The sequence below is a fragment of the Aquibacillus saliphilus genome, assembly GCF_020404745.1.
Lineage (GTDB): Bacteria > Bacillota > Bacilli > Bacillales > Amphibacillaceae > Aquibacillus > Aquibacillus saliphilus.
Map to the genome: position 1 here is coordinate 23,909 of NZ_JAIZAP010000011.1, position 14,528 is coordinate 38,436.

General features: G+C 35.0%; 13 protein-coding genes. 1 reads left to right on the forward strand and 12 read right to left on the reverse strand.

Going from position 1 to position 14,528, the window contains the following annotated elements; translation table 11 throughout:
* Positions 1 to 49: 49 nt before the first annotated feature.
* Positions 50 to 1,357 carry a DEAD/DEAH box helicase gene (locus tag LD272_RS12405; protein WP_226036922.1) on the reverse strand — a complete coding sequence of 436 codons (1,308 nt, stop codon included), beginning with the start codon at positions 1,355 to 1,357 and terminating at the stop codon, positions 50 to 52.
* A gap of 306 nt (positions 1,358 to 1,663) precedes the next feature.
* On the opposite strand from LD272_RS12405, the gene LD272_RS12410 reads away from it, so the two are divergent.
* A complete protein-coding gene (locus LD272_RS12410; RefSeq protein ID WP_226036923.1) occupies positions 1,664 to 2,608 on the forward strand; it encodes a 4-hydroxy-3-methylbut-2-enyl diphosphate reductase in 945 nt (314 codons plus the stop codon).
* 52 nt (positions 2,609 to 2,660) lie between these two features.
* Here LD272_RS12410 and LD272_RS12415 read toward each other — a convergent pair whose 3' ends face one another.
* From LD272_RS12415 to LD272_RS12465, 11 genes are all read right to left on the reverse strand, one after another.
* Positions 2,661 to 3,773, reverse strand: a complete 1,113-nt coding sequence (locus LD272_RS12415; RefSeq protein ID WP_226036924.1) for a Nif3-like dinuclear metal center hexameric protein — start codon at positions 3,771 to 3,773, stop codon at positions 2,661 to 2,663.
* Entirely contained in the window at positions 3,766 to 4,476 is a 711-nt protein-coding gene (locus LD272_RS12420; RefSeq protein ID WP_226036925.1) for a tRNA (adenine(22)-N(1))-methyltransferase, read from the reverse strand. Before LD272_RS12420 ends, LD272_RS12415 begins: the two co-directional genes overlap by 8 nt.
* A gap of 245 nt (positions 4,477 to 4,721) precedes the next feature.
* Positions 4,722 to 5,093, reverse strand: a complete 372-nt coding sequence (gene cccA, locus LD272_RS12425) for a cytochrome c550 (RefSeq protein ID WP_226036926.1) — start codon at positions 5,091 to 5,093, stop codon at positions 4,722 to 4,724.
* A 107-nt stretch (positions 5,094 to 5,200) separates the two neighbouring features.
* Positions 5,201 to 5,719: a hypothetical protein gene (locus LD272_RS12430; RefSeq protein WP_226036927.1), complete on the reverse strand. Its 519-nt coding sequence runs from the start codon at positions 5,717 to 5,719 to the stop codon at positions 5,201 to 5,203.
* An 83-nt stretch (positions 5,720 to 5,802) separates the two neighbouring features.
* On the reverse strand, positions 5,803 to 6,924 hold the full coding sequence (rpoD, locus tag LD272_RS12435) for an RNA polymerase sigma factor RpoD (RefSeq protein ID WP_226036928.1): 1,122 nt from the start codon (positions 6,922 to 6,924) through the stop codon (positions 5,803 to 5,805).
* A gap of 32 nt (positions 6,925 to 6,956) precedes the next feature.
* Entirely contained in the window at positions 6,957 to 8,783 is a 1,827-nt protein-coding gene (gene dnaG / locus LD272_RS12440) for a DNA primase (RefSeq protein ID WP_226036929.1), read from the reverse strand.
* 571 nt (positions 8,784 to 9,354) lie between these two features.
* Entirely contained in the window at positions 9,355 to 10,164 is an 810-nt protein-coding gene (locus tag LD272_RS12445) for a pyruvate, water dikinase regulatory protein (RefSeq protein ID WP_226036930.1), read from the reverse strand.
* 31 nt (positions 10,165 to 10,195) lie between these two features.
* The gene (gene glyS, locus LD272_RS12450; protein WP_226036931.1) at positions 10,196 to 12,280 is read right to left on the reverse strand and encodes a glycine--tRNA ligase subunit beta; all 2,085 of its coding nucleotides are present in this window, start codon (positions 12,278 to 12,280) and stop codon (positions 10,196 to 10,198) included.
* Positions 12,264 to 13,160 carry a glycine--tRNA ligase subunit alpha gene (gene glyQ, locus LD272_RS12455; protein WP_226036932.1) on the reverse strand — a complete coding sequence of 299 codons (897 nt, stop codon included), beginning with the start codon at positions 13,158 to 13,160 and terminating at the stop codon, positions 12,264 to 12,266. Before glyQ ends, glyS begins: the two co-directional genes overlap by 17 nt.
* 419 nt (positions 13,161 to 13,579) lie before the next feature.
* Complete coding sequence (gene recO / locus LD272_RS12460; protein WP_226036933.1) at positions 13,580 to 14,323, reverse strand: DNA repair protein RecO; 744 nt, start codon at positions 14,321 to 14,323, stop codon at positions 13,580 to 13,582.
* Positions 14,324 to 14,351: 28 nt separating this feature from the next.
* Positions 14,352 to 14,495: a YqzL family protein gene (locus LD272_RS12465; RefSeq protein WP_226036934.1), complete on the reverse strand. Its 144-nt coding sequence runs from the start codon at positions 14,493 to 14,495 to the stop codon at positions 14,352 to 14,354.
* Between the last annotated feature and the right edge of the window lie 33 nt (positions 14,496 to 14,528).

Sequence of the window (14,528 nt, forward strand, 5' to 3'; positions counted from 1 at the left end):
TAGTAAAATAGGCCCCCTCACTTCGAAAAAAGTGAAAGAGCCTTACACACTACTTCTTCTTATTTCGGTTTAATTTTTTCTTTACTTTTTCCTGTTCTCTCTTCATCTTTTTCTTATAACCAGGTTTTACTTTATTCGTTTTACGTACCTTTCTCCATGCTTCCGTTTCTTTTTCAGAAGTTTTCTTCTTTCTTATTTTACGTTCGTTCCACGCTTTTGTTTCAATCCATTCGCCATCTTTAACATCATAGCTTTCAAAGGTTAATCCCTTCTTTTCTAAGCGTTCAACTAATTGTATATCTTCATCTGTGTATAGAGTTATTGCAGTTCCTTCCATCCCAGCACGAGCTGTGCGACCGACCCTGTGAACATAGAATTCTTCTTCTTTAGGCATCTGTGCATTTATAACATGACTAACACCTTTGATGTCTATTCCCCTTGATGCAAGGTCAGTAGCCACAATATATTGATACCTTAGGCCTTGAATATCTTTAAGAACCCTTTTCCGTTCTCTTGGAGATAGTCCTCCATGGATAAGACCAACTTCCATTCCTTTTTCAGTTAGTTCTTTCGCTAATTGGTCTGCAAGGTCCTTACCATTTGTAAAAATAATTGCTAAATATGGCTGGATTGCTTCCGAAATTCGATACACCATCTTTGAAACTTCACGATGTCGCAAGGGAACTAAACGGTGTTCCATTGTCTCTGGTGAAAGTTGGTCCTCCATTTTAAAATGCGATGGATTTTGTAAATACTTCTTTAAAAAAGGTTGTAAGCGGACAGGAATTGTTGCTGAAAAGACCATTAATTGAATATTAGAGTTAGCACGAACAAGAATTTGATCTACTTCTTTGATAAAACCTAGATCTAGCATCAAATCTGCCTCATCAATTATAAATGATGTTGCAGGATAAATATTTAATGCTCCTTCTTCAATAAGATCCAATATTCTTCCCGGTGTACCAACTACGATTTGTGGCTGTTCTTTCAGTTTTTCTATCGTACGTTTTTTATCCGTTCCACCTATAAATAATTTAGCGGTCCAAACCTTTTCTTTATTTGAAGCACTAATTACTTTCTTAGCTTCATCATAAATTTGTGTTGCTAACTCCCTTGTAGGTGCTGTTACAACAAATTGAACCTCTTTCCTTGATTCGTCTAACTTGCTAAATAAAGGCAACAAATAAGCATGCGTTTTACCAGATCCAGTTTGAGATTGCCCAATAATGCTTTCTCCTCTTAAAACTGCTGGTATTACTTTCTGCTGAATTGGTGTTGGTTCATAAAAACCCAATTTATCAATCACTTCATTAATAATTGGTTGTAGTGAATATTGTTTAAATAAATGGTTGTCCATATTAAATACTCCTTTAGACTTCTAATCATTAGTTCCCTACCTATTATAAGTTAGAAAATGTAAAATTGCACACTGATTTAGTAAAGAACTCAATTTGATCTCGTTTTTTAACTACTCTAAGTCTTTTTTCTATCCTTTTCACTATAAAAACAGATTCCATCAGATAAATAAACACTCCATTTTATTAGCTCTCATTACCAATATACTTATTTATCTTTGTCTTCTTTTAGTTTTGCCTTTATAATAAAACTAATGCTCAATTTTATAAAATTAAGTACAGACATATTTATGTGAGGGGGAACTGAAATGGAAATAATAAAGATTGCTCCACGAGGTTATTGTTATGGAGTAGTAGATGCGATGGTTATTGCACAAAATGCAATAAAAGATCCAAATCTACCCCGACCGATTTATATACTAGGAATGATAGTTCATAACGCTCATGTTACACAGGCATTTGAGAGTGAAGGTGTTATAACTTTAGATGGTAAAAACAGAGCTGATTTACTTGAAGATATAGACGAAGGAACTGTCGTCTTTACGGCACATGGCGTATCACCTGAAGTTAAAACAAGAGCACATAATAAAGGGTTAACTGTTTTGGATGCAACTTGTCCTGACGTTACACGTACTCATGATTTAATTAGAGAAAAAGTGAAAGAAAATTACCAAGTTGTCTATATTGGCAAAAAAGGACATCCTGAGCCTGAAGGTGCAGTTGGCGTAGCCCCAGATCATGTCCACCTTATTGAGTCAGAAGACGATGTTGCTAGTTTAAATTTAGGTAATGAAAAAATAATCGTTACTAATCAGACTACAATGAGTCAGTGGGACGTTTATGATGTCATGCTGAAAGTGAAAGAAAAGTATCCTCAAACTGAATTAATACAAGAAATTTGTATGGCTACTCAAGTTCGACAAGAAGCAGTCGCAGAACAAGCTAAAGATGCTGACTTAACATTAGTAGTTGGCGACCCTAGAAGTAATAATTCTAATCGATTGGCTCAAGTATCAATGGAACATGCCGGTACAAAAGCTTACCGAATTGCAGACGTGTCAGAAATTGATTTAGAATGGTTAAAAGGTGTCAAGAAAGTTGCTATAACTGCTGGAGCCTCGACACCGACTCCTATTACTAAAGAGGTAATAAAGTTTATTGAACAATTTGAGATTGAAGATCAAGTTACATGGAACAACCAATCAACTGTAGAACAACATAAAATATTACCTAAAGTTAAAGCAAAGAAATAATTACTAAGCCAATAAGCCCCTAGATTACCTATGTAATCTAGGGGCTTATTTTTTAAAGAAATATAAACGGCTCCGTATCTGCTTTAGAAATAATTATTTCAACTTCACTATCATGACATTGGTTATCGAGATAAGACTTAACAGCTTGTTTCATTACTTTTTCAACATGATGGCCAGGATCAACCACATTCAAATTCATTTGCCAAGCATCCTGTGCATCATGAAAGGTGATGTCACCAGTCAAATACACATCTGCACCCTTTTGTTTAGCATCATTAATAAATTCCTTACCACTGCCTCCAAGGATAGCAATTTTAGTTACCTTTTGGTCAAGATCTCCTATTACACGAAGTGCAGGTACGTCTAAAACTTTTTTTACATGCTCACAGAACTCTCTTAATGTCATACTTGAATTTAAAGATCCTATCCTCCCAACGCCAATCGCTTCCCCTTTGTTCGCTAATGGAATTAAATCATAGGCTACCTCTTCATATGGATGTGTGACCCGAATTACTTCTAGCATTTTCTGAATTTCACTCTGATTTATAATTGTTTCTATTTTTTCTTCTTCAACTTTTTCAATTTCATCTTGTTTACCTAAAAATGGATTTGTACCCTCTAACGGTTTAAAAGAACCCTCACCAATCGTTTTAAACATACAATGACTGTAGTTGCCAATATGTCCTGCGTCAGCATCCCCCAAGGCTTCTTTTAATTGACTTGCATGCTCCTTTGGAACAAAAACAGCTAACTTATAAAGCTTTTCTGATTCTTCACTGACAAGAACGTCAGTATTTAAAATTGACAATTTTTCAGCTAATAGATCACTAACACCGCCAAAGGCAATGTCTAAGTTGGTATGGGCAGCATATACGGTAATATCATTTTTAATTAATTTTTCAATGATCCTACCTGATGGTTGACTAAGATTGATTTGTTTCAATGGTTTAAATAACAAAGGATGATGAGCAATAATTAAGTCCACCTTTTGTTCAATGGCCTCATCGACGACATTTTCCAATACATCTAGAGTTACCATAACTTTTCTAACAGGCTGTTGGAGTGAACCTACTTGAATACCTACATTATCCCAGTCATAGGCAAGATACTTTGGTGCCCATATTTCCAATCTGTCTATAATATCTCTTACCCTTGTTTCACCCACTAGTTAGAACCTCCTCTATCAACTTGATTTCGGACTCAAACCTTAGTATTTTCTCTTCATCTAAAACAGTTGCTTCTTTCATCTGTTTAACAGCTTTTTCTCTCTTTTCTTTTTCTGATAACCATCTTTGTATAAAAGGAGATGACCTTTTTTCAAGTAAATAAGGTCCAAATAAAAATTCCTTTTGGATATGAGACTCTGTATAGGGTTTCTTCGACGAACCTTTATCCGCAACTAATATCTCATAGATATGCCCGTCTTCCTCAATTATTTCTTCATTAACTAATCGGTAACCATTCATGAAGAACCACTTACGGATCGATATGGCATCAACGTTAGGCTGAACAACAATTCTTTGTACCTCGCTTAATTTACTCTTTCCATCTTCTAAAATAGTCGTAATTAAACTTCCACCCATTCCAGCAATTACTACCTGATTTACTTCACTCTGTTCAATTACTTCTAAACCATTTCCTTTTCTGACCTCTATTCTATCTGTTAGATTCAGTTCGTCAACTGTACGCTTTGCGGCTTGATATGGTCCTTCATTTATCTCACCCGCGATGGCTATTGCTTGTTGATCTCTCATACAAACAAAACAAGGTAAATAAGCATGATCCGATCCAATATCCGCAAATACAGCCTGTTCAGGCAGAAAGGAAGCAACTTGTTGTAATCGTTTAGACAATGTTTTTTTATTCATATGTACGGCCTCCTGAAGTATTATAAATAAGAACAAAAGCGCAGGCGCCTTGCTCACCCTAGGGCAAAAAGACAATCCCCTATGCCTGCATAGAGGATACACTTAAGGCCTTGGGCAGGGGTAGGCACCGCAGCTTGTCGTGGCACAATCCTATTATTGGTCATCCACATGGTAACCATTTTATAGTTTCCTTAACATTAAAAAGAGAAGCTTTCTGATTTTATCCAGAAAGCTCCTAAGAATAATTATTGTTTCTCTGCTAACCATGACGCTAATGCTTCAGCTTCTTCTCCACTGACTAAACCACCGGGCATAGCTGTTCCTTCAATACCATTAAGGATAATATCATGTATTTCTTCTTCAGAATACTTGCTTCCTACTTGTTGTAGACTCGGAGCAGATCCGCCACCCTCTAAATTTCCACCATGACATCCAATACAACTTTGTGCAATTTCTTCGGGATCACTTACTGCGCCTTCTTCTGATTGTTCTCCACCATTTTCAGCAGCTTGTTCTATTCCTTCTTGCTGATTCAGTCCTACAATTGACAGAACAATCATCGTTAAAATTCCCAGAACAGCTATAATGGCATAAGGGATAACCGGGTTTCTTTTCATTTTTATTCTTCCTCCTTATGTAATCCCTTTGTTTATTAGGATATTCAAAACTAACTTTATTTTACTTCAAAATGGTTTTAGATAAAAGGGATAAGTAAACTTTGATTTTATAGTACAAATATTATCAACAATAGTAAACCAATAAATCCTGGGATCGTTATGTAAATTAATTTTTTATACAAACCAATTCCTATCCATAAAAGACAATTGAGCGCTATCAAAAAATTGATAACTAGATAATTCCCAAATAAACTTGCCAAGTAAACTAATACTAAAAAAACAATTAACAATAGCACTGTCAATGTAAATTGAGATAATAACGTACTCTTCTGTTTAGAAAAATGAAAAATTAGATAGGAAGCAGTTACTAAAAATAATAAAATACTAATTTGCAATATCATTTCTAATTGAGTAAAATAAATAACAAGTAATGTAAGCGTTAAAAGTAACAGATTACTTATTAGTATTAACACAGGGATGATTTGTTGCTTTTTGGTTGGATTTGCGATTTCTTCTCCCTCTGTATATAACGCTAACAAAAAATCACAGTAAGCATTTGGTAACATGTTATGCTTTTTCCAATACTTAATTTCCTTGATTACAATGGTCTTTCTATCTTCAACCATTTCACTTCACTCCAAGTCAAAGTAAGAAAATAAAAATGCACAGTCATTGCGATTACAATGACTGAGCTTTAGTACCAATTAATTTATTCAAGGAAATCTTTCAGTCGTTTACTTCGACTTGGATGACGCAACTTCCGAAGAGCCTTGGCTTCAATCTGGCGAATTCTTTCTCGAGTTACACCAAACACTTTGCCAACTTCTTCTAAAGTGCGTGTTCGACCATCATCTAAACCAAAACGTAAACGAAGAACGTTTTCTTCTCGGTCTGTAAGTGTATCTAGAACATCTTCTAGTTGTTCCTTCAATAACTCATAAGCTGCATGATCAGAAGGAGATGTCGCTTCCTGGTCTTCAATAAAGTCTCCTAAGTGAGAATCATCTTCCTCACCGATTGGGGTCTCTAATGAAACTGGTTCTTGAGCAATTTTTAAAATCTCGCGTACCTTCTCAGGGGTAAGTTCCATTTCTTTTGCAATTTCTTCTGGAATCGGTTCTCTTCCAAGATCTTGAAGTAATTGCCTTTGAACTCTTATTAGCTTATTAATTGTTTCAACCATGTGAACTGGTATCCGTATCGTTCTAGCCTGATCTGCAATAGCTCTAGTAATAGCTTGTCGAATCCACCAGGTTGCATAGGTACTAAATTTGTAACCTTTACGGTAATCAAATTTCTCTACGGCCTTAATTAAGCCCATATTACCTTCTTGAATGAGGTCAAGAAACAACATACCCCGCCCAACATAACGTTTTGCAATACTTACTACCAGCCTTAAGTTAGCCTCGGCCAAACGACGTTTAGCTTCTTCATCACTTTCTTCAATCCTCTTTGCTAAATCGATCTCTTCTGCTGCAGATAATAAATTAACTCGTCCAATTTCTTTAAGATACATTCGAACCGGGTCATTTATCTTTATCCCTAGTGGAACACTTAAATCATTTAAGTTAAATTCCTCTTCTTTTGATAACTGTTGCATACTCGGATCACTGTCAGATTCACCGATTACTTCTATACCTTGCTCAGTTAGGTACTCATAATATTCGTCCATTTGTTCTGATTCTAACTCAAAATTTGAAAGACGTTCTGCAACTTCTTCATAAGCCAGAACACCGCGCTTTTTACCTAGCTCAAGTAATTGTTCTTTTGCTTGTTCTAGTGTTAGCTCGCTTTCATTCTCTTTTGAACGTGATGGCTTATTATTTGCCATGAGTCCCCCTCCTTCCAAACTTACTTTATATATCATGGATTTGAATTCTTTATTTGCCGTTGAATCTCAAGGATTTGCATTCCAATTTGTGCTGCCTTAACTGGATCATTTTGTTTTTCTGCATTTTTTTGTTCAGCTCTAAGTGATTTTATTTTTGCTTTATCACTTTGTTCTGAACTAATGATTCGAATATAATCGTTGATCTCTTTATCACTTATATCATTATTAACAGGCATCATAGCAATTTGAATAACCAAGTTTTGTATAGAAGAGTCGAATAATGTTTCGACAAAATGACTAATGTTGGGTTCATGGCCTTCTTCATAGTAAGCATATAAATACGTTACTAAAATCTTATGCTCATCTATAATAAAATTACCACCAAGTTCTTGTTTTACCTTTTCTGCTATAGCACCATCATTTAGCATATAAGCAATCAATTGATTCTCGGCATTATGAAATGCCGGTAACAATTTTTTAGTTCGATTTAGTCCTTTTGTCATATTAGTATGGCTACTTTGCCTTGGCTTATCCTGCTTTAAACCTATCTTTTCCCTGCGTGAATGTATTTCCTGAGATAATGTGTCAATCGTCAATTCAAATTCATTTGCTAGTTCTTTCAAGTAATGCTCTCTTTCAACAGGGCGTTCTATTTGTGCAATTTCATCAAGTACACTTTCAACATATTGTATGCGATCTCCTTCTAAATTTAGATTATAATCTTTTTTTATATACTTCATCATGAAAGTCATGTAAGTATCACTTGCAAGAATAACCTCATTTTTAAAACGTTCTTCGCCATATGTTTTGATGAAATCATCTGGATCGAACCCATCAGGCATAGATGCAACTTTAACGGAACATCCAACACTTCTTAACAACTTTGCAGCCTTATGGGAAGCCTGAATTCCAGCTTTATCAGAATCGTAGCAAATCACTACACTATCGACATACCTTCTAAGTAGTTTTGCTTGCGCATCCGTAATGGAAGTTCCTAAGGTTGCGATACCGTTATAAATACCAGCACCATGAGCAGCAATGACATCTAAATAACCTTCAAATAATATCGCTTCCTCTGATTTACGAATCTGATTTCTAGCCAAATCAAAATTATAAAGTAGCTTACCTTTTTGGAATAATTCTGTTTCAGGACTATTTAAATACTTTGGCTCTTGATCAGTAATTGTTCTACCACCAAATCCAACACTTTTTCCTAAGTGATTTCTAATCGGAAATACTACTCTGCCACGGAACCTGTCAGTAGTGTTGTTGTCTTGGTCATTTGATGTTAATATTCCAGCTTTTATCATCGCTTGTTTATGAAACCCTTTTTTTTCTAAAAATTGAACGATAAAATCTTTAGAGTTAGGGGAAAAACCTAGCTGGAATGTATCGATAACCTCATCCGAAAAGCCTCTATTTTTCAAATAGATGTGACCCTCTTTACCTTCCTTTGTATGTCGCAACAAATGGTGATATAATTTTGTTAGCCACTCATATGCTTTTAAGACATCTTGACTTTCTTTACTTAGGTGCTTATTTTTATCCCTTTTTTGCAACTCACTAGGCAACTCTGTACCGCTTTTATCTGCTAAATACTGAATTGCTTGGTAAAAGTTAAACCCCTCAATTTCCATGACAAAAGTAACAACATTTCCACCTTTACCACAACCAAAACAATGAAATATTTGCTTGTCCTGTGTTACAGAAAAGGACGGTGATTTCTCACCATGAAAGGGGCACAAACCAAAAAAATTCCGACCTTGTTTTTTTAATTGGACATAGTCTCCAATTATGTCGACAATATCATTCGATTTCCGAATTTCTTCTATTACTTCCTCTGGAATTTGACCCGACATTGATATCACCATGTTCTACTTTATTCTATAACCCATAAAGAAATCCCTTCAAAATTCGACAATTTTATTTAAAGGCAAAAAAATAATTAATAAATCGTCCAGATTTTCAATTTTCTCCTTTTACAATAATACCTCTTAAAGGTAGTTTATAAACCCTTCTATTGCCGAAAATTGGTAATACAAGTGCTTTTTAAAAAAAGAAGAATAACATGGGTTCTTTACTATACATCTATTTTCATTCGTTTTTTTCAAACAGTTATGTATAGATTATAGTCACTTATTCTACAATAAATAGTAGAATCCTGCCTTTTTTTCAAAGTTTAATTTTTCAGAATAATTATTCTCCTTCATTCTTAACCGTACTATTATAATTATTCCTAGGAACATTTTTTCACAAAAACTAATTATAATACAAAAAAAATAAAATTGCTAATATTTTTTCTCCATTTGTTGAAAAAATTGTAAGAATTACTCGTATTTTCCTGTACTTGTTCCTTATTTCCTGGTTAAACTCAATAGTAATTAGCAGAACCTATTAAAAATAGTCCTGCTAATTATAGTGTATTTCATACTATCTGTGTTTATTAATTAAATTGAGTATAACATTTGCTGTTTCTTCCACAGCTTTATTAGACACATCAATGACTGGACAGTTAATTCTGTTCACTACTTGTTCAAAATGTGTTAATTCCTGATGTATTCTATTCATATTAGCATAGCTTGCATGATCCCCTAGACCAAGTGCTCTCAAGCGCTCTCTTCTAATTTCATTTAGTTTTTCCGGACTGATTTTAAGACCAATACACTTAGACGGATTTACATAAAACAACTCATTTGGTGGTTCCACCTCTGGAACAATTGGGACATTTGCCACCTTTAAACGCTTATGTGCAAGATATTGAGATAATGGGGTTTTCGATGTTCTTGAAACTCCTATTAAAACAATATCCGCCTTAGTTATTCCGGCCGGGTCCCGACCATCATCATATCTAACAGCAAACTCAATCGCTTCAACTCGTTTGAAGTAATCTTGATCTAATTTGTGAACAAGTCCAGGTTCTCGTTTAGGTGCCTTGGTAAATACTCGCTCCATCGCCTCAATCATCGGTCCCATTATATCGATACACTCTATCCCTACTTTAACCGCTTCTTCTCTTAGCAAGTCTCGATACTCTGGGTTTACTAAGGTGAATCCAATAATGGCTCCTTGTTGACTTGCTTGATGAACAGCTTTTCTTAGTACATCAACACTTTGAACGTATGGAATACGTTTAAGTTCATATTCCCCGTCTTGGATAAACTGACTAAGTGCAGCCTTAACTACGAATTCTGCTGTTTCTCCAACAGAATCAGAAATTATATAGATAACGGGCCTTTTCATAAATTCCCCCATGTTCTCTTCATTCCAGATGTTAAAACTGTTGCTTCCACTGAATTTTAGTTAGGTCGGCATATTTTAAAATACTATCTGCAATTTTATTTAACAAAGAAAGACGATTATTTTTTAATTCTTCATTATCAGTCATAACCATTGTATGATCAAAGAAGTCATGGATTGGTTTCGCTAATTCTCCTAAAACTTCAAGTGCATTACGTGGCTCAAATTGTTTTAATTCCCTATCATACTTCTCAATTATATCAAGGTAAATGTGGAATAACTCTTTTTCCTGATCATTTTCAAATATTGCTTCATTAATCCCTGTATCAGAACCTTTTGTAGCTATATTTAATACACGAACTAAAGCTTCTTGTATATATTTAAATGATTCATCTGATCTTTTCTCAGATAAAACTTTTGCTTTTTCTAATGTGAACGAGAAGTTTCCAATTCCGGTGGATAAAGCCGCTTCAATAACATCTTGATCAACACCGGCTTCCCTTAGTATAAAAGTAGCTCTTAGTTTAAAGAAGTCATCTATACTTTGTTTAACTTCTTGTTTATCTCTAGTCGCCATATTGTCGTATAGCTCCTGTACCGTTTCAAACAATTCATCGAGGTTGATATCCCACTTATAACTGTTGATGATTTGCAAAATACCAAGTGCTTGCCTACGAAGTGCATATGGATCCTGAGAACCACTTGGAATAATACCAACAGATAAACACCCCACAATCGTATCAAGTTTATCTGCGATGCTTACAATAGCTCCCACAGTAGATGATGGAAGTGCATCTTTAGAATGCCTTGGCATATAATGCTCATTGATAGCTTTAGCTACTTGTTTATTCTCACCAAAAATGTTTGCATATTTTTCACCCATGATCCCTTGAAGCTCTGTAAACTCATTAACCATATTAGAGACTAAATCAAACTTACTAATCGCTGCCGCTCTAACTGCATCTTTTTTTGTTGTGTCATCAACTTTTAGTAAATCTGAAATAATACCTGTTAATTTAACAATTCTATCCATTTTATCTGCAAGTGTACCGAGGTTTTCTTGAAATACCATTCTCTTTAACTTTTCAAGGCTTGCCTCAATTGATTGCTTTTGATCTTCTTCAAAAAAGAATCGCGCATCAGAAAGACGAGCTTTTAAAACTTTTTCATTACCTTTTGCAACAGTTTCAATGAACTGATCATTACCGTTGCGAACTGCAACAAAATTAGGCTTTAACTTGCCCTCCTTAGACCTGACAGGAAAATATCTTTGATGCTCTTTCATTGAGGTAATTAGCGCCTCTTCTGGCACTGAAAGAAACTCTTCACTAAAAGTTCCACTGAAAACGGTCGGATATTCTACCAAATGCCTAACCTCATTTAACAGATCGTCATCGACAGATATCTTCCAATGTTTCTCGTTCTCAATGCTTTCTATTCCCTTTAAGATAAGACTCTTTCTTTCATTAGCACTAACTATGACAAATTCACTTCTTAATTTCTCCTTGTATTCTAAGGCGTTTTCCAGGTCAACAGCTTTTCCTAGAAAACGATGACCAAATGTTCGTCGTCCTGTATGAACACCTGCTATTTCAAAAGGAATAATATTTTTTCCATGGAGTCCAATAAGCCAACGAATTGGTCTAACATACCTTAAATTTAAATTACCCCAACGCATGTTTTTAGGAAAAGATAAACTTAAAATTACATCTTTAAAACTTGGAAGTAAATCTTCTGTGTGCTTACCTGCAATAAATTTATTAACATAAACATACTCTGTTCCTTTAACTTCTTTAAAATAGATATCTTCGACCGTTTTTCCCTGGCCTTTAGAGAAACCAATAGCAGCTTTTGACCAATTACCATCGCTATCTAGTGCAATTTTCTTTGCCGGTCCTTTAGCCTCTTCTTCAATGTCAATTTGTTTATCTGCAACTTCTTGAATTGAAACAGCCAATCTTCTAGGTGTTACATAAGTATTTATTTCTTTATATGGTAGATTTAGTTCTTCTAACCAATTTTTCGTCTTTTGTTCTAATTGTTGCTCGGCATCATTCAAAAATCTCGCTGGTACTTCTTCTAAACCAATCTCAAATAATACATTATTTGTTGCTACCATTGTCTGTTCCCTCCTCTTTTAGCATTGGAAATCCTAGTCTTTCTCTCTCTTCTACATATAGCCTTGCAATTTCTCTAGCTAGATTTCTAACTTTTGAAATATAACCAGTTCTCTCCGTTACTGAGATAACACCCTTGGCATCAAGCAAGTTAAATGTATGAGAACATTTAAGTACATAGTCATAAGCAGGAAATACTAATCCCTTTTCCATTGTTTGTTTTGCTTCTTTTTCATAAATAGAAAATAACTCAAATAACATATCCGTATCAGATTCTTCAAACGTATATTTAGAATGCTCATATTCTGGCTGATAAAAAATATCTCCCACCGTTACGCCATCAGTCCACTCTAGGTCAAACACATTTTCTTTATCTTGAATATACGATGCGAGTCGCTCAATACCATATGTTAATTCAACTGCAACAGGTTTAGCCTCTAAGCCACCAATTTGTTGAAAATATGTAAATTGAGTTATTTCCATACCATCCAACCAAACTTCCCAACCTAGTCCTGCAGCTCCAAGAGTAGGATTTTCCCAGTTATCCTCTACAAAGCGTATGTCATGTTTTAACGGATCGATTCCTAGTGCTTTCAATGATTCCAAATATAATTCTTGTATATTGTCTGGTGATGGTTTCATTATCACTTGGAATTGATGATGCTGATAAAGCCGATTAGGATTTTGTCCATATCTTCCATCAGCTGGTCTTCTAGATGGTTCTACATAAGCAACATTCCATGGTTCTGGTCCTAAACTTCTTAATAACGTCATTGGCGACATTGTACCAGCGCCTTTTTCTACATCATACGCTTGCATTAATATACAATTTTGGTCAGACCAATGCTTTTGCAGAGTTAAAATCATTTCTTGAATATTCATTGTACATCCTCCATTAGTTTATATTAATTTGGTCAGTGTAAAACAATTTCCATGCGCTAAGTTAAACTTACTGCGTAGGCGCCAGAGCTTTGACTTGGCTAACTTAGTAATTAATTATCCAGCAGACAATACTCTAATTTCCTAGACAAGGACAAAAAAATCCCATCCCTATGTATCCACGTAGGAAACATAGGGACGGGATTTCCGCGGTTCCACCCTATTTGCTATTCAAGAGATAAATAGCCACTTTCTTTTCTTGCTCAGGAGCGCCTTCCTTAAAGTTTCTATATCCAGTTCTCACTACTCTGGACTCCCTAAAATAGAATAAGTTAAGTACTATTCCCCATCACTGCAAGCCTGTCAAATTTGCTTTAAATATTACTTAAGTTTTAATGATTTGTCAACTCCAGATCAAAAATTCATCTTAATAAATCCAATTGTTTAAGAAATTTCTTCGATTTAATAAAGTATCCACCATACTGTTCATAATACTGCTCCATTAATTGCTGAATGAGTTTCTTGTTGTCAGGTTTAACTGATATGTTTCCTATTCTAGCTACATCTACTTTTGAAAAAACTCGCAATAGCTTAACCAAGCTATTGGAAAGGGGTATTGAGTGACTATCAAACCGGTCGCATTTTTGACATAGTATTCCGCCCTCGGAAACAGAAAAAGAGAAGCCTCCATTAGTTTCACCACAATCTACACACTGGTTTACAGTAGGAGCAAATCCTGCTTTTCTATACATTTTAAACTCATAAATAATCGCTAATATTTCTGCGTCTTTATCCTCAGCTATTGCTTCAAACGTATGTAGTAACTGTTGATACAAATAAGAATCTGGTATTTTCTGATCTAGCAGTTTATCAGTTAATTCTGCAATGTAAGATGCATATGCAGTTTTAACAATGTCTTCTCTTATAGGTCTAAATGATGATGAAACTTCTCCTTGTTGTACTGTACTTAAGCCCGAACCCATCTGTATTAGAAATTCACCATGGATAAATGGCTGCGATATCGCAGCCATTCTACTTTTTGGTTTTTTAGCACCTCTAGCTATGGCACCAATCTTTCCGCGTTGTTTTGTAAGCAATGTTATAATTTTATGTGTTTCCCCGTAATCCTGTGTTCGTAAAATAATGCCCTCAACCTTTTCAAACAAAGCCTTCACCATTCCCTTTGCCATTATTCTACAAGTGAGTATCTAATTCAGTTATATCTTCATCCATCCTTTTAGTAACATCCTTATCATAGACAGTTTCAAGTTCTTTCATTAGTAAATAGGTTTCAATGTTTCCTGTCTGACTGAAGATTTTCCACGAGAAGTCGATCACAAGAAACCCCGCCTTTCTAGTTCAGATTAACAT

Excerpts from the sequence above, each read along its gene's own strand:
- LD272_RS12405 (WP_226036922.1), bottom strand. The coding sequence starts at position 1,357 with ATGGACAACCATTTATTTAAACAATATTCACTACAACCAATTATTAAT.
- LD272_RS12410 (WP_226036923.1), top strand. The coding sequence starts at position 1,664 with ATGGAAATAATAAAGATTGCTCCACGAGGTTATTGTTATGGAGTAGTA.
- LD272_RS12420 (WP_226036925.1), bottom strand. The coding sequence starts at position 4,476 with ATGAATAAAAAAACATTGTCTAAACGATTACAACAAGTTGCTTCCTTT.
- cccA (WP_226036926.1), bottom strand. The coding sequence starts at position 5,093 with ATGAAAAGAAACCCGGTTATCCCTTATGCCATTATAGCTGTTCTGGGA.
- LD272_RS12430 (WP_226036927.1), bottom strand. The coding sequence starts at position 5,719 with ATGGTTGAAGATAGAAAGACCATTGTAATCAAGGAAATTAAGTATTGG.
- rpoD (WP_226036928.1), bottom strand. The coding sequence starts at position 6,924 with ATGGCAAATAATAAGCCATCACGTTCAAAAGAGAATGAAAGCGAGCTA.
- dnaG (WP_226036929.1), bottom strand. The coding sequence starts at position 8,783 with ATGTCGGGTCAAATTCCAGAGGAAGTAATAGAAGAAATTCGGAAATCG.
- LD272_RS12445 (WP_226036930.1), bottom strand. The coding sequence starts at position 10,164 with ATGAAAAGGCCCGTTATCTATATAATTTCTGATTCTGTTGGAGAAACA.
- glyS (WP_226036931.1), bottom strand. The coding sequence starts at position 12,280 with ATGGTAGCAACAAATAATGTATTATTTGAGATTGGTTTAGAAGAAGTA.
- glyQ (WP_226036932.1), bottom strand. The coding sequence starts at position 13,160 with ATGAATATTCAAGAAATGATTTTAACTCTGCAAAAGCATTGGTCTGAC.